This window comes from Pseudomonas lyxosi, from assembly GCF_047758685.1.
GTDB classification, from domain to species: Bacteria; Pseudomonadota; Gammaproteobacteria; order Pseudomonadales; family Pseudomonadaceae; genus Aquipseudomonas; species Aquipseudomonas lyxosi.
In genome coordinates, this window is record NZ_CP180481.1 from 5,747,867 (window position 1) to 5,768,018 (window position 20,152).

18 protein-coding genes are annotated in these 20,152 nt (G+C 56.2%); 10 read left to right on the top strand and 8 right to left on the bottom strand.

Going from position 1 to position 20,152, the window contains the following annotated elements; all coding sequences use genetic code 11:
* The first annotated feature begins 94 nt into the window (after positions 1-94).
* The 8 genes from tssI to ACMXYI_RS26415 all read left to right on the top strand — a co-directional run bounded on the left by tssI (position 95) and on the right by ACMXYI_RS26415 (position 11,081).
* Positions 95-2,137: a type VI secretion system tip protein TssI/VgrG gene (gene tssI / locus ACMXYI_RS26380; protein WP_415769793.1), complete on the top strand. Its 2,043-nt coding sequence runs from the start codon at positions 95-97 to the stop codon at positions 2,135-2,137.
* Positions 2,127-2,867: a DUF4123 domain-containing protein gene (locus tag ACMXYI_RS26385; RefSeq protein WP_415769795.1), complete on the top strand. Its 741-nt coding sequence runs from the start codon at positions 2,127-2,129 to the stop codon at positions 2,865-2,867. The genes tssI and ACMXYI_RS26385 overlap by 11 nt, the downstream gene beginning before the upstream one ends.
* Entirely contained in the window at positions 2,864-7,846 is a 4,983-nt protein-coding gene (locus ACMXYI_RS26390; RefSeq protein ID WP_415769797.1) for an RHS repeat-associated core domain-containing protein, read from the top strand. The genes ACMXYI_RS26385 and ACMXYI_RS26390 overlap by 4 nt, the downstream gene beginning before the upstream one ends.
* Positions 7,843-8,313 carry a hypothetical protein gene (locus ACMXYI_RS26395; RefSeq protein ID WP_415769799.1) on the top strand — a complete coding sequence of 157 codons (471 nt, stop codon included), beginning with the start codon at positions 7,843-7,845 and terminating at the stop codon, positions 8,311-8,313. The genes ACMXYI_RS26390 and ACMXYI_RS26395 overlap by 4 nt, the downstream gene beginning before the upstream one ends.
* An 801-nt stretch (positions 8,314-9,114) precedes the next feature.
* Positions 9,115-9,585: a hypothetical protein gene (locus ACMXYI_RS26400; RefSeq protein ID WP_415769801.1), complete on the top strand. Its 471-nt coding sequence runs from the start codon at positions 9,115-9,117 to the stop codon at positions 9,583-9,585.
* Positions 9,586-9,853: 268 nt separating this feature from the next.
* Positions 9,854-10,189 carry a hypothetical protein gene (locus tag ACMXYI_RS26405; protein ID WP_415769803.1) on the top strand — a complete coding sequence of 112 codons (336 nt, stop codon included), beginning with the start codon at positions 9,854-9,856 and terminating at the stop codon, positions 10,187-10,189.
* A 166-nt stretch (positions 10,190-10,355) separates the two neighbouring features.
* Complete coding sequence (locus ACMXYI_RS26410; RefSeq protein WP_415769805.1) at positions 10,356-10,652, top strand: hypothetical protein; 297 nt, start codon at positions 10,356-10,358, stop codon at positions 10,650-10,652.
* Positions 10,653-10,817: 165 nt separating this feature from the next.
* On the top strand, positions 10,818-11,081 hold the full coding sequence (locus ACMXYI_RS26415; RefSeq protein ID WP_415769807.1) for a hypothetical protein: 264 nt from the start codon (positions 10,818-10,820) through the stop codon (positions 11,079-11,081).
* A 332-nt stretch (positions 11,082-11,413) separates the two neighbouring features.
* Here ACMXYI_RS26415 and ACMXYI_RS26420 read toward each other — a convergent pair whose 3' ends face one another.
* The 7 genes from ACMXYI_RS26420 to ACMXYI_RS26450 all read right to left on the bottom strand — a co-directional run bounded on the left by ACMXYI_RS26420 (position 11,414) and on the right by ACMXYI_RS26450 (position 17,992).
* Complete coding sequence (locus ACMXYI_RS26420) at positions 11,414-12,226, bottom strand: VanW family protein (RefSeq protein WP_415769809.1); 813 nt, start codon at positions 12,224-12,226, stop codon at positions 11,414-11,416.
* Positions 12,227-12,582: 356 nt separating this feature from the next.
* Positions 12,583-13,161 carry a hypothetical protein gene (locus ACMXYI_RS26425; RefSeq protein WP_415769810.1) on the bottom strand — a complete coding sequence of 193 codons (579 nt, stop codon included), beginning with the start codon at positions 13,159-13,161 and terminating at the stop codon, positions 12,583-12,585.
* An 87-nt stretch (positions 13,162-13,248) separates the two neighbouring features.
* Entirely contained in the window at positions 13,249-13,416 is a 168-nt protein-coding gene (locus ACMXYI_RS26430; protein ID WP_415769812.1) for a hypothetical protein, read from the bottom strand.
* Positions 13,417-13,427: 11 nt separating this feature from the next.
* On the bottom strand, positions 13,428-13,670 hold the full coding sequence (locus ACMXYI_RS26435; protein WP_415769814.1) for a hypothetical protein: 243 nt from the start codon (positions 13,668-13,670) through the stop codon (positions 13,428-13,430).
* 126 nt (positions 13,671-13,796) lie between these two features.
* Complete coding sequence (locus tag ACMXYI_RS26440) at positions 13,797-14,861, bottom strand: lipocalin-like domain-containing protein (protein ID WP_415769816.1); 1,065 nt, start codon at positions 14,859-14,861, stop codon at positions 13,797-13,799.
* Positions 14,851-17,322, bottom strand: a complete 2,472-nt coding sequence (locus ACMXYI_RS26445) for an ABC transporter permease (RefSeq protein WP_415769817.1) — start codon at positions 17,320-17,322, stop codon at positions 14,851-14,853. Before ACMXYI_RS26445 ends, ACMXYI_RS26440 begins: the two co-directional genes overlap by 11 nt.
* A 1-nt stretch (position 17,323) precedes the next feature.
* The gene (locus tag ACMXYI_RS26450) at positions 17,324-17,992 is read right to left on the bottom strand and encodes an ABC transporter ATP-binding protein (RefSeq protein WP_415769819.1); all 669 of its coding nucleotides are present in this window, start codon (positions 17,990-17,992) and stop codon (positions 17,324-17,326) included.
* A gap of 189 nt (positions 17,993-18,181) precedes the next feature.
* Between ACMXYI_RS26450 and ACMXYI_RS26455 the strand changes: the two genes are divergently transcribed.
* Positions 18,182-18,490, top strand: coding sequence for an addiction module antidote protein (locus tag ACMXYI_RS26455; RefSeq protein WP_008153842.1), 309 nt, complete (start codon positions 18,182-18,184; stop codon positions 18,488-18,490).
* Between the two features lie 13 nt (positions 18,491-18,503).
* Here ACMXYI_RS26455 and ACMXYI_RS26460 read toward each other — a convergent pair whose 3' ends face one another.
* Positions 18,504-19,316: a class I SAM-dependent methyltransferase gene (locus ACMXYI_RS26460; protein WP_415769822.1), complete on the bottom strand. Its 813-nt coding sequence runs from the start codon at positions 19,314-19,316 to the stop codon at positions 18,504-18,506.
* Between the two features lie 447 nt (positions 19,317-19,763).
* Here ACMXYI_RS26460 and ACMXYI_RS26465 point away from each other — a divergent pair, with 447 nt between their 5' ends.
* On the top strand, positions 19,764-20,150 hold the full coding sequence (locus ACMXYI_RS26465) for a hypothetical protein (protein WP_415769823.1): 387 nt from the start codon (positions 19,764-19,766) through the stop codon (positions 20,148-20,150).
* Positions 20,151-20,152 lie beyond the last annotated feature (2 nt).

A 20,152-nucleotide genomic window follows, 5' to 3' on the forward strand; every position in this document is an offset into this window, starting at 1 on the left:
GTCGATGTTGTTTTCGCCCTTCCAGAATTTTCGCGTCCGCAAGCTCCCTGCACGGGTGCCGGCGAGCGCCGCTGCACTGCACGAGGAACAAGGGATGTTCGCGCCGGCCAATCAAACTCACTTTGCCCTGACCATTGAAGGTCTTTCCAGCGACTTCCAGGTTTTCTCCCTGCAAGGTCGGGAAGCCATCAGCCAGCCTTTTGTGTTTGAGGTGGAGCTGGTCAGTGAACAGCCGTCCCTGGACCTCGAGACCCTGTTGCACAAACCGGCCTTCCTGCAGCTCTCGCCTGACGGCAGCGGCATCCATGGCCAGATCTACCGCGCCGCCCAGGGTGATTCCGGCAAACGCCTGACCCGCTACGCGGTGACCCTGCGCCCGCAACTGGCTTACCTGGCGCACCGCATCAACCAACGCATCTTCCAGAACCTCACGGTGCCGAAAATCATCGGCAGCGTCCTCGAAGAGCACGGCATCCAAAGCAATGCCTACGAATTCAAAGTCGGGGCGATTTATCCGGAGCGCATTTACTGCGTTCAGTACGATGAATCGGACCTGCAGTTCGTCCAGCGTCTGTGCGAGGAAGAAGGTATTCACTACCACTTTCAGCACAGCGCCACCGCCCACAAGCTGGTGTTCGGCGATGACCAGACGGTGTTCCCGAAACTCCCCCCCGTGGCCTATCAGCAAGACTCCGGCATGGTCGCCAACGACCCGGTGATCAAGCGCTTCGACCTGCGCCTGGAAACCCGTACCAGCCGCACCACCCGCCGCGACTACGACTTCGAAAAGCCGCGCCTGACCCTGGAAAGCGAAAACCGTGGCGACGCCCTGCCCGACCTCGAAGACTACGACTACCCCGGTCGCTTCATCGACCGCGAGCGCGGCAAGCACCTGGCCAAACGCGCCCTCGAACGTCACCGCAGTGACTTCCAGCTCGCCGAAGGCAAAAGCGATCAGCCGTTGCTGGTCAGCGGCCACTTCCTGGCCCTTACCCAACACCCGAAAGCCAAATGGAACGACCTGTGGCTGCTGACCGAAATCCTCCACGAAGGCAAACAGCCGCAAGTGCTGGAAGAGTCGGTCACCAGCGACACCACCAAGCTGAAAGACGATTTCCACCAGGGCTACCGCAACCGTTTCCAGGCCACCCCGTGGGATGTGCCGAACCGTCCACCGCTAACGCAAAAGAAACCGCGCATCCTCGGCAGCCAAAGCGCCGTGGTCACTGGCCCCAAAGGTGAAGAAATCCACTGCGACCAATACGGTCGCGTCAAAGTGCAATTCCACTGGGACCGCGAAGGCCAGGCCGACGACAAGACCAGCTGCTGGCTGCGCGTCTCCTCTGCCTGGGCCGGCGCCCACTACGGCGGCATCGCCATCCCGCGGATCGGCATGGAAGTGCTCGTCACCTTCCTCGAAGGCGACCCCGACCAACCGCTGATCAGCGGCTGCTTGTACCACAAGGAAAACGTCGTCCCGTACGCCCTGCCGGCGAACAAAACCCGCAGCACCTTCAAAACCCTGAGCTCACCGGGCGGCGGCGGTTACAACGAACTGCGCATCGAAGACAAAAAGGGCCAGGAACAAATCTTCCTGCACGCCCAGCGCGACTGGGACGAAAACGTCGAGCACGATCAGAAAATCCGCGTCGGCAACGAACGCCACGACACCGTCGAGCAAAACAGCTACAGCGAATTCAAGGCCGAAGAACACCACACCGTCTACGCCGACCGCAAAGTCGAAACCCGCGCCAACGACCACCTCACCGTGGGCGTCAACCAGCACATCAAGGTCGGCACCGGCCAATTCATCGAAGCCGGCCAGGAAATCCACCTGAGCAGCGGCATGAAAGTCGTGCTCGAAGCCGGCAGCGAACTGACCCTCAAGGGCGGTGGCAGCTTCATCAAGATCGACGGCAGCGGCGTCACCCTCAGCGGCCCGGTGATCAACATGAACTCGGGTGGCAGCCCCGGCAACGGCACCGGCGCCGCACCACTGATGCCTGGCGTGCTGAAACAGGCCGACGCCGACAAGGCCGGCGCGGTCCTGACCCCGGCGCAGATCAACACCCTCAAACGCAACGCGCCGTTCTGTGAAGAGTGCGAAAAATGCAAGGCAGGTGCTTGTGCGATCTGATCTTTTGACCCCGCAGGATTGGCTGGCGGAACGGCCGTTGCAGGCTAATGAACGTCTTTATTTGATTGTCAGTGCGGCGAGCGATGCCGAGCCACTGAAGGCCTTCTACCAGCAGGAGATGGCGCCTGAACTGATCCCGATCTGGAGCGGCACGCCGTACGCCGATTGGCAGCCAGTGATGCCCTACCTCGCCGAGCTGAAGTCCAATGCCGGTTTCCTTCAGTGGATTGCTGAAACCGACGCTCAGGATTGGGGCTGGCTGGCGGTGTCCACCAGCACTCCGGATGTGGTGTTCGAACATCTTCGCAGTTTGACCCAAGTGCGTATGCCCGATGGCACCGAGGTGTTTTTTCGGTTCTGGGATGGGCGACACATCTTCCCGATTCTTGAAGGATTGGGTGCTGGCGCGGGTGAAGTTTTGCCAGTGTTCGACCGCTACCTGATCAATGGCCAGAAACTGGAAGTGGGACCGAGGGGAGTGCCACCGGCCAAGGCCTGGCCGTGGTGGGAGGTGCCGCAGAAGTTAGTCGACACGCTGGCGGAAAAAGACCACACCACCGTTGTCGACAACCTGATGCAGTGGTTGGGAGAGGACTGCCCGGAACTGTTCTTCGCCTTCCCCGAAAGTAACTTGCGGCACAAGGTCGAGCGCTTCGTGCGCCAACAATCCAATACAGAAGATATGGCAGAGCGTCTTGCTGCTCAGCTGACAAAGGAAGTCACGTCATGATTGATCCCATCGGTAAATTGGTCCTTCAAGTCCTGGACGCCAAGACGCCTGACGTGAATGTCATCCTCAAGGATTTCAATAATTGCCTGAGCGACTACAAGACCTGGGCCGACGGCTTCTGGACTGGCTGGGCAATGGATGTAGATCAAAAGTTCAAAGTGGGCAACGAAGTCAGCGTCACTGAGCGCAAGACCAAGACAGGGCCCGTTGAAACCTACGCCACCTGTCCGTTGATGGGTGATTTCACGCTGATCCACATGTTTGAAAGCGCGCGGTACGTGCCCATTGGCAATACGCCGGTCAAGCTCGAACCCGTCAAAAAAGCTATGTTCGGCGGATACGACGTTGTCGGCCCGGTGATTCCCGCAAATATCGGTCCGAGCGGCATTGAAGTCATCAAAGGCTGCAAGCCGGGTCAGATGTACCGAATTACTTTTTTCCCGAACGTTTCTGAAAGCAACGTCAAGGCGCTGTATGCCTCGTACCAGGGTGTTATCGGCAATCTTGACGGCTGGTTGAAAAGCGAGTGGTCGAGCAAGTTCCAGCCGCAATGGGTGAGCTACACGGCAACTGACCGGTCGGGGCGCTCGGTCATTTTGGTGAAATCTGCACTTGATAGTCTTGAGAAAGCGCTTCTGGGTCTCTGGGATGACATCAAAAGCCTATTCGAATTGTTAGCCCACCCCGTCGACAATGCGAAGAAACTTCTCCAGTACCTGAATGAAGACGAGGTAAAAAAACTCTATTCAGCGTCGAAAGAGGCCATTGCTACCGGGCTGCTGATTCTCAGCGACGAGCCTCTGATGTTCATCTATCTCTCGGCCATTGTCGCGTGGGTCGGCATGTTGCCGCCGCAAGTCTGTGTGGAAGTGATTACCGCCATCAGCACTTCCTTTCTGATCAACGTGGTGCTGGGGATCTGTCTTTCCGGTGGCGTCGGGCTGGCGATTCGTGTTGGCACAAAAACCTTGGTCAAAGTCAAATCGGGTACCGCAGTACAAATGCTGCAAGAGTTTGCCGAAAAACTGTTGGCGACGAGTAAGGGACACGCCTTGAAGGCTCACGGTGAAACCGTGAAACCCCTTGTTGCTAGCGCGCAAGGCGTGCCGATGAATGCCGCCAAAAAGGCCGCACTGAAAATCGAACAAGCGACTAAGGCAACCGCCAAAGGTCCAGTGCCTATCACCAGCGACACGCCTACCCTGCTGGAGAAAAACGCCTCTGTATTTGCTCGTAAGAAAGCAGAAAAACAATTCGTTCTGGAGCCAAAGGAAAAGATCGACGACGTTTCTACTCAGTCGAAAACACCTGACGACAAAAGCGCCACATGCGCCAAGAAAACCTGCACCAATGGCTGCCCCGTATCGATGGTCACTGGCGAAGAACTGCTGACCCTGACCGACGGCGAACTCGGCGGTCTGCTGCCCTTCAGCTGGACGCGCCTTTATCGCACCAGCGCTGCGGAAATCGACTGCGGCCTCGGCTACGGTTGGAGCCACGCCCTCGCGCAACGCGTCGACATCAACGGCGACGAGGTGATCTGGACCGACCACGAAAACCGCGTCACCACCTTCCCGTTGCCAAGTGTGCAGCGCCCGGCGATCACCAACAGCCTGTCGGAAGCGGCGATTTTCCTCGGTGATGACCCCTCCGAACTAATCCTCACCCAAGCCGGTGAACGCACCCAGTTCTACCACTTCCGCTACAACACCAAAGGCGCAACGCTGATTGCCATCAGTGACGATTATGGCAATCGCCTGCACATTACTCGTGACATCCACGGTCGAATCAAACGTGTCGATAACGGTGCCGGGCGCGCGCTCCTCGTGCGTTACGATCGAAAGCACATCGTCGCCATCGACCATCAGCAGTTCAGCCCGGCTGACAATCTGGAAGATGCCTGGAGCACCATCCAGACGTTGGTCACCTATGGCTACGATGCCCAGCACCGCCTGATCGAAGCCAAAAACGCTGCCGGTGAAGCCGAGCGTTATGCCTACAACGACCAAAACGTCATTCTCGAGCGTCAACTGGCCGGGGGCGCCAGTTTCTACTGGGAATGGGAAAAAGAAGGTAAATCGGCGCGCTGCATCCATCACTGGGCAAGCTTCTCGCAGATGGACGCGCATTACGTCTGGGATGACAAGGGCAGCGTCACGGTTACCAACGCTGACGGCAGCGAAGAGGTCTACACCCACGACGATAAGGCTCGACTGGTCGCCAAAGTCGATCCGGACGGTGCGGAATACCTCAAGGCCTACGACGACAAGGGCCGCCTGATCGCGGAGAAAGATCCACTCGGCGCCGTCACCGAATACCAATACAACGAAGCAGGTCGACTGGTCGCGGTCATTCCACCGGAAGATGCACCGACTACCTACGAGTACTACCGCGGCTTCGTCCGCGTTGTGAACCGTGGTCCGGCAACCTGGAAATACTGGCGCAACGACCAAGGCGACATCACCGAACAAATCGACCCAGACGGCAATTCGACCCATTACAGCTACGACCGTCAGGGCCGCTTGCTGGAAATCCGCCACCCCGACGGCAGCCGTCATCAGCTGGGTTGGAACAGTCTCGGCCAACTGCTCGAAGAACAGCTGCCGGACGGCGGTCAGCGCAAGTACCGTTACGACGCGTTAGGGCGGCAAATCACTCGCCAGGACGAAAGCGGCGCGATCACTCAATACCAATGGGACGCGGCGAACCGCCTCGCGCAAATCACCCTGCCCGGTGGCGCAACCCGTGCATACACCTACAACGCCTACGGCAAAGTCACCGCCGAACGTGATGAACTGGGTCGCGTCACCCGCTTCGAATACGCCGATAACCTGCACCTGGTCAGCCGCCGCATCAACCCGGATGGGAGCCAGCTGCGCTATCGCTACGACAACCCGCGCCTGCTGCTCAGCGAGATCGAAAACCAACGTGGCGAGCACTACCACCTCGACTATTACCCGAACGGCCTGATCCAGCAGGAAACCGGTTTCGACGGTCGACGTACCGCTTACGAATACGACCTCAAAAGTCAGTTGCTGAAGAAAACCGAATTCGGTGACGACGGCAGCGAACTGGTTACCGAATACCAACGCGACACCGCTGGCCGCTTACTGGTGAAAACCCTGGCTGATGGTGAAGAAGTTCACTACAGCTACGACGCCCTCGGTCGCCTCGTGAGCGTCGACGACGGCCACTGGCCCCTCGCCTACGAATACGACCTGCAAGACCGTATGATCACCGAACACCAGGGCTGGGGCACCACACGTTACGAATACGACAACCTCGGCCAATTGAGCCACAGCCGTCTCCCCGACGGCAGCAAACTCGACTACCGTCACCAAGCCGGCGGACGCCTGAGCAGCATCGATCTCAACGGCTCGCGCCTGACCACCCACCAGTTCAGCGCCGGTCGCGAACAGCAGCGTCAACAAGGTCTGCTGCTCAGCCAATACCAGTACGACGAACAAGGCCGACTGCAAGCTCACAGTGTCAGTCAGCAAGACCGAAACCTGTTCCAGCGTCGATACGCCTACGACGCCAATGGCAACCTCGCCGGCATCGACGACAGTCGCAAAGGCAACCGCAGCTACCACTACGACCCGCTCGACCGCCTGATCAACGTCCGTGGCACCACCCCGGAAAGCTTTGCACACGACCCGGCGGGCAACCTCCTGGGTCAAGGCGACCAGCCAACCACGAACCTGGCCAACGTCAAAGGCAACCGCCTGCTCATGCAGGGTGATCGCCATTACGACTACGACGCCTACGGCAACCAGATCCGCGAACGCCGCGGCACCGGGCAAAAGCTTGTCACCGAATACCGTTACGACTGCCAGCACCGATTGATCGGAGTCAGCCTCCCGGGTGGCAGCATCGCGAGCTACAAGTACGACGCCTTCGGCCGTCGTATCGCCAAAACCGTCGACGGTCACACCACGGAATTCCTGTGGCAAGGCGAACGCCTCATCGCCGAAAGCGCGGACAACCGCTATCGCAGCTACATCTACGAGCCGGGCACCTTCCGCCCCTTGGCGATGCTCGATGGCGAAGGCCCGCTAAAAGCCGAGCCGTTCTACTACCAACTCGACCACCTCGGCACACCACAGGAACTCACCGATTACAGCGGCGAGATCATGTGGTCAGCGAAATACCGCGCCTACGGCAACCTCGCCACCCTCGACGTTGCCGAAATCGACAACCCGCTGCGCTTCCAGGGTCAGTACTTCGATGCGGAAACGGGCTTACATTACAACCGGCATCGCTACTACAATCCGGGCACTGGGCGGTATTTGACGCCGGATCCGATCAAGCTTGCAGGTGGGTTGAACAACTACCAGTACGTGCCTAACCCTACGGGGTGGGTGGATCCGTTGGGGTTGAGCTCGGGGTGTCCTGGCCCCGACTGCAAGTTACCTAGTAACTCCGCAAATGCTACAAAACCTGATCATTTGCCGATGTCACAGGAGAAATTCGACGAAATTATTGACATGAATAAGTCGGATCGGCCGCCAAACCCTGGGGACTATCTCCCAGACAATTACGTCAGCGCACACCGGGAACTCTTTGCAAAAGAGGGAGGATCTTTCGTGGTGATTGAAAGCTGGATCAAAGGCTCGAAATTCCCAAGCTTTCCGCAACGAAAGTTTGTGGGGCTGTCCTCCGAAATGGAAGACGTTGTCGCAAAATATCGAGCCGCGGGTAACGATTGGAGAGTGCTAAACAACGAGCTAAACCTAGGAGCGAAAAGTCTGGAAGGTGACGGCATTTATATCGTTAGAATCAAGCCTGACGACCCAAGATTCCGCTATGAGATGCCTAATGGAAAGGAAAATGGTGCGTATCCGAATGAATGGGTTCCAGGGGGCGCCACCAAAAGTGGAACAAAAGAAGCAGCGCTGATCGGATCTGAAAGCATCACCCATGATAGTGACGTGGGAACGCTGTTGAAAAACTTTGATGACTGGGAAAAACTTCAATGAAAACCACGTTCGAAACCGCCTTAGATCAGCATGAAATTTCCAATTTTTTCAAAGGCGATGGCATCTATTTCGCAAGAGGATCCGAATGGGGCGACCATCTTTACATAAGCAACTGGCAGGAGATGTGCGGTGTACTAAAAACCCAAAACGCAGCGCAGAGCCTACTGACAACTATATTTCAAGAGTACGTTCGATACTTGGATGAAAACTACGAAGATGCTGAAGGTCTACTTTCCAACATAGCAGCCTATTACATAGCAAGAGGTATGTTTAAATTTTTATCGGCCGACAACTATGACCTTATTGATAGCCTCGAGACAAAAAACAAAGAAAACATAGGTCGCCTGTTTAGACTCTTAAGAAAAGAGTACGACATAAAGAACAAAGACCTACCAAATTACTCATTCGATCAAGAAATTCAAAAATTAAAAAGCAACGGCTGCACCATCGAACTTGAGGCTCTTTAAGAAAAAAGTGAACAGATGTATTTTCCACACGACCACAAAAACAAATCTGACCTTTTAGTAAAGCTCTTTAAACAGGAGATCAATGACTGAGAGCAACTTCAATAATCAGCAATTTCGAAAAAGCGCTAGACAGAGATGAACTCCCGGAATACTTCAGAGGTAGTGGCATTTACTTTACGAGAGACCCCTACTGGGGAATCCAGCTACACGTCATTAATTGGCAAGACCTTTGCGGGTTTCTCAAAACACAAAAAAATCCAGTTGCAACCCTGAAAAATGCGTTCGAAAAATACCTAAAAACCATCACAAACAGTATAGAAGATGCAAACGATCTTCTCGAAAATATAGGCTGTTACTACTACATGCGAAAAAAGATCCCAATCTTATCTGAAAACGGGCTTGATCTAATTCGCGACCTATCAAACAACGAAAAACAAATAATTGCGAAATGCATGGAATTTCTGCATCAAGAGATTCATAAAATTAATAATGCACAGGATATTGAAACTTACAATCGACGCATAACAAAGCTTGCCGATGATGGTGGACCAAAAAATTTGAGAAACCTGCAACCATAAAAAATCGAATGCCACAATGTATTACGAGTGCGGGTTAAAGGAGATAAAGGGGGACAGATTCATTTCTACGAACTCACAAAAATAAATCCGTTCCTTTTAGTTAGTCCCATTTTAGCTACCAAAAGCGGAACAAAGAAGCAGCGCAGATCGGATCTGAAAGCATCACCCATGATAGTAACGTGGGAACGCTATTGAAAAACTTTGACGACTGGGAAAAACCCCAATGAAAACCAAATTTCAGATCGCACTAGAACACAATGAACCGTCAGAATTTTTCAAAGGTCAAGGACAATATTTTTCGCGAGACCCTGACTGGGGAAACCATCTCTATATTAACAACTGGCAAGGGGTCTGCGGATATCTAAAATCTAAAGACAACTCAAATAAAATACTACTTGAGGCATTCAGTAAATACTTAACATCGTTGCGGAGCAGTTACGAAGATGCCGATTCCTTGCTGCTAAATATAAGCTGTTACTTTTTGATTCGGAACGACACATCATTCATGTCCGAAAATCGCTTTGACTTAATAGCTAGCCTTATTGAGCGAAACAAAAAAACAATCGGCGAACTGTTCAGACTACTACGTAGAGAGTATGCCAACCAAAATGCTGGAAAGCCTGTGATTAGCCTTGACCAATTTCTGTCTCAAATAAAGGCAAATGGTTGCCGATTTGATCTAGAAAAATTTTAGCTGATATCAAGGAAATAGAAAGCAAACAAATGGGTGTCCCTTTTTAACACTGTTTTTTAAGGCAAGGGTCATGGACTGGGTGGGACAGCGGTGCCAGCTTGCAAAGCGAAAAGACCTCAGTGGTTGGCGATATTCGCGGCATTGGACGTGGAGTGGCTTCTGGACTTTATAGAAGCGGCGCGATACACATCCGAAGAGGTATTTGTCCTGACGTTGAGCGCGAAAATTGGCTCGCTTAGCGTTCGTCGATATTAAATGAGGACTGTACGTGAATAATCATTCAGTCAAAGCCTATGTCACCCAAGCAGATGGCGGTTACGTCCGATTAAAGCTACTTGATACGGAGTTGAAAAATACGTTGCTCGACCTTGGTTTTTCCCAAGAAACAAACGTTGGCGAGTACAAAATTTCAAGCTCGGATGATGCCATCAAGGCCAATATTTTTGCCAAACTGCGAACCCTGGATATTTGCTTTGCTCATGGACGTGAGTGGTGCCCTGCTGAGGTTTTTAAACACCTCAGAGATATCGGGGTGCTGAGCGGTGGATTCAGAGTGATCATCTGGACCGATCCCGGCCGTTACGTGGTGAGGGACGAAAAATAACAATTGAAGTTTCCTCAACGGCGACAAAAAAACGGGACACCCATTAGCCGGTCTCAAGTCAAGGCTAAAAGCCCACTCGCCCTGGTAGTTAACTGCCCCAGATAAACGTTGGTACCCCCTGTTGGTCCTTCAATCAGCGCTTTCACCCCGGACAGGACTCCACCACATGCCTTACCCCGATCTGCAAAACGCTGTTCAACGTGCCGGATTCACCATCACTGATTACTCGGATCAACGAGCCTACTTCGGCTGTTGGTCGCTGACCGTCGAAGGTCATGGGCACACCTACTTGATCGTCAACGAAGGTCGAGACGGTTGGCTGATGTTTTATCGCGCCGGTGCGGCGGGGACAATGACTGAGTTGGACAAGAAAGAATCGGCCTGGATGGATGACGCCGACAAAGCAACCCAATGCTTGATCTGGTTTTCTTACAGCCCCACAAAGTCCGCAGTTACTACGTGATTGCGGAAAAGGATCTTGTACCGCAGTAGCCCCATAGTTCTGATTGACCCAAGTTGATCGGCTACTGCTATGACGATGCTTTCTTCCTGTTTTTTGAAGGCAAGGGTCATTGTCTGGGTGGGACAGCAATACCCATGAATAACGACTGGAACTCTTCTTTTAAAGATGATATTCAACGACACACAAATCAATACAGGTGAGCGCTTCACGATCGGCATCGAAGAGGTATCAGGAAAACCTTACATTTCGATACCCGTGAGCAATCGCATGGTGGACTACGATGAGTACGATCAGATTGATAGAGCTACTCATGATTTGTACCTGGCCAACTCAACCGCCGCGCTGGAATTTGTTAAGCGCTGCAGGAATCGCGAGGTAGACGAGTTGCTCATTTTTAAACCAAGAATAGATCGTGGAGTGGCCACATAAAAGCCCGAAAAAATGGATGATTTACACTCTCAGCCGAAGGCTGGAATCTGGTTTTGCAAGGACCGCAAGGATGAGGATTTCCCCAAGGTCTGGGAGGAATACCTGCTGATTCGGAGACGACAACTGGATGAGCTTTATTTCAGGAACTGAACCGTCAATATTGTTGCAATACTACCGCTGCAATCTCAGCGAGCAGTTTTGACAGACCGAACACGATCAAGGCATGCAAATGCCGCTTTGCGGCTCCGTTGATTCAAGAGCGTCACCATGAAAAACTTTCCAACCGACGCCCAAAAAAAGGGCGATCTAACGATCACCCGTTTTTATGCATTTCAAGTCAGCAAACTTTCCTCAACCTCATACTTAACCACCGCCCGATTCTTATAAAGCCGCTCACTCCTCAACACCTGACTCTCCTGTCCCTTGCTCCTGACCTCCCGCCATATTTCGTTCTCCCGAAAAACCCGGCCACCGTCTCGCACAAACCGATGCCCAAGTTGATAAACGTGATACCGAAACTCTCTCACCTGATCGCACAACAACTCCCCTTCCAACTGTTGCTCGGCGACATTCAGCTTCAACTGAAAATGGCGATCGGTCGGGTTATGCAACACCAGATCAATATAGTTGTAAAAGATTGCAGCCCCGGAACCGAATGGCAGTACCCGCCCTTCGTCAGGAAAGGGATCGAAGCTGTGGTTCGACCGTTCAACCACGATCAGTGGCGAGTGAATCGCCATCCAGTGAATCAGGTTGCTCAGTTGGCAGATCCCGCCGCCGATGCCGCTGCGTGCTTCACCAAATGACAGCTCCATGCCTTCGACATAGCCGCGTTTGCAGGTGGGTCGACCCACGAGGCGGCAAAATGAAAAATACTCGCCAGGGCCGATGACGACGCCGTCGATCGAAGCGACGGCCAGTTTCAGGTTGATGACTTTGTTGTGTTGCAGGGCAAGATCGGAGTTGCCGAGTTTGCGGATCAGTTTGGAGGTGTGCTTGAGATAGCGAAATGGCAAGCGGGAGACGGTGTTCAGCGAAACAGCGTATTGCTTGCGGGAGAAGCGCCAGGCCAATTGCCGGAACAGTCTTTTTTGCCACACGCGGAGCCAGTAAAGCGCCGGGTGGTAGAGGGAGAGTGGTTTCATCCGTGTCAGAACGGCGGCAGCCGTTTTCTTCCTTGATCTGCAAAATGCCGCGCATCTTAACGTATTGCTGCAGGTGTGTATCGCACGTCGATAAGGTGTTCGCCCAGTGTAATGGCCTGGCAATCCATGCACCGGTAAAGAGCCCTGACACTGGGCGAACGGGAAGTATTCTAATAGAAAGTTTCGAATAAGTCCGCGTATATGAACATGAAATTTATCGAAACAACATTGATTAAATGTCGGCCTAAATACTATTTAAAGACCGCCAAAACTCACCAGTTAGACCATTAAAACTGATTGTTCTTATACAGAAAAGTTGTACAAGAACAATCAACATATAGAGCTAATTCTCAACTTCAGTGCTTGCTGGTCACTGTCAATATGTCGGTATAGGTCACAACGACACTCTGCCCAACTTTCAGGTCTTTCAATTTCGCTTGAACTTCGGGTCTTACGACGTCAACGGTCTTGGACTGGCCGGCGGGGTTTTCGAAGGTTACCTGGTTTTTCTTCACGTCGATTTTGGTGATTTTCAGTTGGACCTGCACCTGACGGTAGGCTTCGCCGCCCGGGTTGTCGCTGCCGGGGGCTGCGCGGACTTCGCCAGCGCGTTCGACGGTGCCAGGCAGGCCTTTGTCGACATCGGTGTCGAGATAGGCGGCGACAGCGCTAGTAACCTTGACATCGACTTGGTCGCCGACTTTCAAGTTGCCGAGGTTTTTGGCCTTGTCGGTCAATTGCACATGGACCTGACGACCTTCCGGCCCCTCCAGGACGACCTGATGTTTGGCAGCATCGACCGAGACAACTTTGGTGATGACCTGATCCGCCTCCACAACGGCAGACAGCGGGATGTCCGCAGCCATGGCGCCAAGGCTGGCGGCAGACAGCAGCGTTGCGAGGGTGATGGCTTTGCTCAGTGCGTGAAGTTTCATAAGCGGTACATTCCCTGTGAACTGGAGGCAGCAACGAGCGCTGAACCACCGTCCAGCGCCCTCTGCGCAGATGAGCATAGACGTTGATCAGGGAGTGTTCGCAGTTTCTTGTGCGGTGGATTCACCGCTGTCCGTGCCCTTGCCGCTTTCCTTGCGTCGGGTCGGATCGGTCGGGCGCAGGGCGTCGTTGTCGCGCTCGACTTCACCCGGTGGCCGCGGTTCGTCAGGGTGTTCAGTGGGGGTCGTTGGTTTCATGTGGGTTCTCCTCAGGCTTCAGGATCGTCAACTTCCTGAGCAACATTCACGGCAGGCGTGCCCTTATGGGATTGATCGGCCTTGGCCTTCAAGGCTTGCCACTGTTCCAGGTCAATGGCGCCCTGCCCCAGCAAGTCGTCGGCCACCCGCAGCAGTTCGGCGTAATGGGCGTCGGGGGATTGTTGCCAGTAGGCCTTGTCTTCGAACAGCCGCTGCCACGAATCGAGGTCGGGCGGTTTCAGGTCGTCGCTCATGTGTGGGCTCCTGCGGGGGTTCTCACGGTAGAGGGTTGGGTGTCGCGAGGAGTTCCGGTGGGATTTCGGGGAGATCAGGATCAACGTCAAAAGATCGCAGGCTTCGCCAGCTCCTACAGGGGTGCCTTAATACCCGGTCATTTCCAGATAACCCTGCCCACCATGGCTGCCGCTCAATTGCACCGGCCCTTCCCAATAGGGAATGCGCAAAGCCATCCATGCATTGGGGTTGAGCGCACTGATCGTGATGTCGAGGTGTTTGTCGGGGATTTTGATCGACCAGCGCACCGGCATCGAACGACCGGCAACTTTGGCAGTGTCTTGCGGTGTGAGACTGATATCGGCGGCGTGCAGTAGCTGCGTCTGGCCTTGAGCGTCGATCCAGGTGCCGGTGAGGTAAGGCGCATCGTCCTTCTCCCGCATGCGGTAGAGCATCACCTGCTCGCCGCTGTCCAGGTGCAGGGAAAACCAGTCCCAGCCAGTCTGGTTGGCGGTTAGGGGCTGGCTGCTCCACTCGCGGTCGAGCCAGGCCGGGCCGCTGACTTGATACGTTTTGCCGTCGATTTCCAGCGTGCCGCTGGCCTGAAAAAACGGCTGACTGTAGTAGTACGATGCCTGCCCTTGTTCGGATTTCTGGCTGAAGCCTTTGTCGCCCTGAAGCACCAAAGGACGTGTGGAGGTCAGCCGCAGTTGATAGCCAAAATCCTTGTCCCGGGCGCTGAGTTGAAGATCCGCCATAGGGTCGGAACCCTGACTGCTGAAACGCCAATCATCGATCCACGCGTTGAACGGCGTGAGGCTCACGCCAGCCTGGCCAACGCCGCCACGGGCGTAACGCTCGGCGGCGTGATGCACTGTCGCCGATGTCACGGCCGCGTGGCCAAGCCAGATAATTTGATTACCCCAGCCAGCTACTTCGGGCGTCGCTTTCAAGGCGCTGCGAAACAACGTCCACTGTGCGCCGAACTCGCGTCCCTGATCGTCCTTGAGGTTGGCGGTGACGTACCACCATTCAATGCGAAAACCGTCATGAGGACCGTGATCCGCCGGAAAGCTGAACACCCGACCAGGCACCACCGGGGTAAATGCTGCCGCTTGCTGGCCGAGACCGGAGAAGCCTTTTTCAACAGGCGCCGAGTTATCGCACCCGCCCAACAAAAACAATAACAACACGCCGACCTTAATCTTCATGAGCAAACGTCCTCAGCAGATCCGCCGGTTGCGTGCGGTACAGCGAGTACAGCGGCCACGCCGACGCCAACAAAGTCGCCAACAGCGCCAACCCCATCAACTGCAACAGTTGCAGCGGAAACACCCGCAGCGGCAAGCGCCAGCCGAAGGCCTGGACGTTGATCACCGTGTCCAGGCACCACGCCAGCGCGATCCCCAACGGCAACGCCAGCACCAGGGTCAGCACCGCCAGCAACCAGGTCTGCCCGAGATTGAGCAGCATCAGTTGCCGGCGAGTCACGCCGAGCGCCCACAGGGGGGCGAGTTGCCCGAGGCGGCTCTGGCTTTGGGTCAACAGGCTGATGAACAGCGCCACGCCCGCCACACAGAGGGTCAGGCTGTTGAGCGCGGCGGTCGCGGCAAAGGTGCGTTCGAACACTTGCGTGGACCAACCCTTGAGCCGGGCCTGGTCAACGATGCGGCTGTCCTCCAGCGTGAAGCGTGTTTGCAGCGCGGTCAGGAAAGCGGGGATCAACGTTGGGTCGATGCGCAGGTTGAAACGGCTCGGTGTCAGCTGCGGCCAGCCGCGCAGCAGATGGTTGACGTTGACCAGCATGTGGCCCTTGGGATTGCCGTAATCGGCGTAGATGCCGACGATCCGCGGCGACCAGGCGCCGTTCGGTGTGGGAATCGTCAGGTGATCGCCAAGGCGCACCTTCAGCCGACGGGCCAGTTGCTCGCTGAGCATCAGTGCGTCGTCCTTGGCCAGTCGGTCCCACGGGTTGTCGCCCAAGGCTTCCAGCAGCGGCCAATGCTGGCGATACGTCGGGTGATCGATCACGCCGAAGACGTCCACCGGCCAGCCTTGCAACTGGATCGACACCTGCCAGCTGGGCAGCACCGCCGTGAGTCCGGGTTGCTGCTTGAGCCAGGTTTGCAGTTCTCTGGCCTGGGCCGGATTTCGCGGATTGACGTACAGTTCGGCGGTCAGGCGTTGTTCGAGCCAATCGCTGAAGGTCTGACGAAAACCGGCCGTCATGCTGCCCGCTCCAATGTTCGCCGCCAGTGCCAACAACAGCGCCATCAGCGCCAGGCTCAGGGCCGGCAGTTGCTGACGGCAGTCGGCGAGAAACCATTGGCCGAGCACCGAGCGACTGCGATGCAGCACCAGGTTCAGCACCCAGTTGAGCACCACCGGCAACGCCAGCGCAGCGCCGATCAACAGTGCCGCCATCAGCACGAAGCCACTGCTCAGGCTGTCGCCAAAGCTCAACGCCAGCAGTGCGATCACCGCGGCGATCACGGCAACCCACCCCTGACGCCGCAACCAGTGCGCGTGAGCCTGATGCCAGGCTTGCGGGTCGGCCAGGGCCAGCAAAGGCAAGCGCGCGGCCCGCAACAAACTGTTGGCCCCCGCCAACAACGCGCCCAACAGACTCAGGCCGACGCCGCTGAGCCACCACCACGGACTGAGGCTCAACTGCCCCGCCACTTCGGCGCCGTACAACCCGCGCAGACTCGCGGCGACATCCGGCAACAGCACGCTGGCCAGCAGGTAGCCGCTGGCGACGCCGACCAGTCCGCCGATCAACGCCAGACCGCCCAATTCAACCGCCAGACAAGCAATCAGCATCCGTGCGCTAACACCGCAGGCGCGCAGGGTTCTGAGCAAGCCACGGCGTTGTTCCAGCGCCAGACCGATCGCGGCGTGGACGATGAACAGACCGACCACGAACGAAAGAAAACCCAGCGCATCGAGGTTCAGGTGAAAGCTTTCGGTGAGGCGCGACAAATTGTTCTCTTCGCCGCTGGTCTTGAGCTGCAGCTGCCCTTTGAATTGATCAGGCAGGGTCGCGGTGAAATCCTTCGGCAGCAGCAGGCGCGACAGCTGATCCGGCAGGCCAAGAATCTGCTGGGCGAAGCCGATGTCCACCAACAACACACCGGGCGCCATATCGGGTTGGGCATGCAGCGGCGGCAAGGCCTGACCACTCAAAGTCAGCGGGCGTTCGCCCTCGTGCAGACCCAGAGCCTGCAACGTCTGCGGCGAAATCCAGGTACTGCCTGGCGGGCTGAAAAACTCGACAACCTGCTCAATCGCCAACGCCTGCCCCGCCACGGAGGAACCGACGGGCAACGACACCGGCTCGATACCCATCAGCTGCAAGCGCTGGTCTTCATGGCCCTTGAGCGTCACCCGACCTTGCAGGACCGGCGACACCGGCCAACCCGCACGGCGCAGGTCGACAAACACGTGCTGGGAAAAGGTTGCGCCACTGGGTGAACTAAGGCTGGCCTGGGGTTCGCCGCCGATCAACTGACTGGCCCGGGCATAGCTTTCGCGCGCCTGGCTGTTCAGCGCCTGCACGCCGGTCAGCAGGCTGGTGGCGAGCCAGAGCCCGGTCAGCACACTGAAAAACTGCACCGGATGCTGCCGCCAATGACTGAGCAGCGCCCGCAGCGTCTCGCGAAAGACCCGCACCTCAGCGCTCGTCCGCGCCAGCCAGACGACCACCGTGGAGCACCACTTTTTCGGCCAGCCGCGCGGCAACCCGCGGGCTGTGGGTGACCATCAACAAGGTGGTGGGACTGTCGTCGAGCAACTCCAGCAACAACTTCAAGACCTCATCGCTGGTGGCTTCATCGAGGCTGCCGGTCGGTTCGTCGGCCAGCAGCAATTTCGGCTGCGACGCCAGGGCACGGCCCAGTGCGACCCGTTGCTGCTGGCCGCCGGACAGCTGTTCCGGATAACGGTGCAGCAAATCAGCCAAGCCCAGACGTTGCACCAGATGCGCCTGCCAGCGCGGATCATGGCGCCCCGCCAGTCGCGCCTGAAAGGCCAGATTGTCCTCCACGCGCAAACTGCCAATCAGGTTGAACTGCTGAAACACCAGGCCGATTTCGGTCCGCCGCCAGTTCGCCAGTTGCCCTTCGCTCATCTGCTCCAGCCGATGTTCGCCGCTGCGGATGCTGCCGCGATCGACCTTGTCCAGCCCGGCAATCAGGTGCAGCAAGGTGCTCTTGCCACTGCCCGACTCCCCCATCAACGCCAGGCTGCTGCCGGGTTTCAAGGTGAGGTCGACACCTTGCAGAACCGCTAATGGGCCCTGGGGAGTGGCGTAGCTTTTGAAGACGCCTTGGACCGAAAGCATGGGGGAAACCGTTCGATGTGCGTGGAGCAAGGATAGCGGACGGTAGCGGCACCGCGAATAGGTCCGCTCAGACAGCCCATAGCCCACACACTTCAGGGAAAAAACATACACAACCAAGGAATTGCCTGACTGCTCATTCGTATCCAGATGGATACATTTGCGCAATGAATTTTGGAAGGAGGTTTAAACATGAGCCAGACTTTGACTACTTTCGATATGGCGGCTCTGCTGGACAGTGACGAAGCCATCAGCGAGTACCTTTCGCAAGTGCTCGCAGACGGCGACAACGAAGAATTTCTTCGCGCTATCGGCTACGTGGTGAAAGCGCGTGGAATGACACAGATAGCCAAGGATTCGGGTATGGGCCGCGAAAGCCTTTACAAGGCCTTCGCACCAGGCGCAAAACCACGTTTCGATACGGTTTTAAAGGTCATTCACGCCCTTGGCATCGATCTCTGCGCGCAGCCGGGTCATTCAGTCAATCACTCGACGCTCTAAGAGTCTCTTCTGACTAGACTGCTCGCTTGCGCGCAACCAACGTAAAACACAACGGCAACTGCGCCGTCTGCTGCTCATACCGATCATAGAGTTCCTCGCGGTTGGAATGCGGGTACTCCTTGAAGTGGCTGATCTGCAATCCGGCGTCGATCGCGCCGGTGAAGATGGCGCCCAGGGTGTGGACGAACCAGTAGGACGGAGCCGCCTGCTGGTCGACTTTGCCTTCGTAGACGATCGGTTGGTCCTGCACGAAAGGTTCGCTGCGAAAGTACGAGCTGTCCGGCCGATACGGATCGGCGGACTCGGGGTCGAACATTTCGAGGAAGGGATGGGTTTCGTACACCACCAGGCTGCCACGGGGCTTGAGGGTTTGCGCGACGTGGCGGAAGAATTCGCCGATGTCCGGCATCCAGTTCAACACGCCGATGGTGATCAGGGCCACGTCGAAGCGGCCATGAAGTTCTGTCGGCAAGTGATGGATGTCTGCCTCGATGAACTCAGGCGCATGGGGCGAATGTGACGTCAGTTCCCGCGCCTGATCGAGAAAGGCCTCGGACTGGTCGACGCCCACGACGTGGCGGGCACCCAACGCAAACAACGACAAGCTTTCGCGTCCGTTGTTGCAGCCCAGTTGCACCACGTCCTTGCCGTCGACACCCACTTGTTCCAGCAAACCTCGGAGGGTGTCGTCCATGCAGCAAAAATCCCTGTCACCCACAGCCGTCAAACGGGCCTGCCATTCGGGGGTGTCCTTGTGGTGTCGGGCGGAGTCATTCCAGGCATCGCGGTTGCTGGCGATGGCTTTTTCTTTTGTCGGCATTTCCATTGCGCGCTCCAGACGGGGGTCTTGATTGACCGGCACGAGTATAGGGGGCGTTCTCAATTAGTTTCCACGCCGCGTTGTCGCCTTAAAGCGGGCCAGGCAAGGCGCAGGCCGCTGGGAATGGTTGTTCCCTTTCCAAGGCCTGCAACGCAGCCTGGCCCGCTTTAAGGCACAACCCGAAGGGCCGGGCCTGCTGTTGTGCAGGGCTGCGTTGCTCGAAGCTTATTTGGAATGACCAAACCACGCTTCTCGCGCCTTGCCCTGCACAACAGCAGACCCGGCGCGGTGTGGAAACTAATTGAGAACGCCCCCTAGATCAGGGTTTCGAAAATCCCCATTGAGTCTTTGTTCAAATCTTGTAATCCGGGCATCGCGAACGCGCGCTCATACGGGAGCTATAGTTAATGACCTTGGGGAATTGCGGGAAAAACCGATTTCGCAGGTGCTGCCATGAAAACCACCGATCCGAGGCTACTGCTCGCCCTCTGCCTGATCACCACCACCGGTGCTCACGCGGACGATAGCCTGACACCCACTACCGATTACAGCAGTGAGTTCAACTATTACGGGGCCGACCAACCCTTCGCCCACCCCGTGCCACCGTCACTGAGCACGGTGCCGCCCGGCTCGTACATCCCGACAGCGCCTCAGGACTTCATCCCCATTTCGAGTCAGCATGAGTTCTACGACTCAAGATTGCCGACGGTAGCGGATGCCACGGTTCGAGTGTTCATCCGCTCCTACGATCAGCAACGCGGTGTCTACGTGAACGAAGAAGTCCTCGACCCCACGTGCCTGCTCGCGTGCCTCAGCCGTCAGGGGCCATTGATGCAATAAGG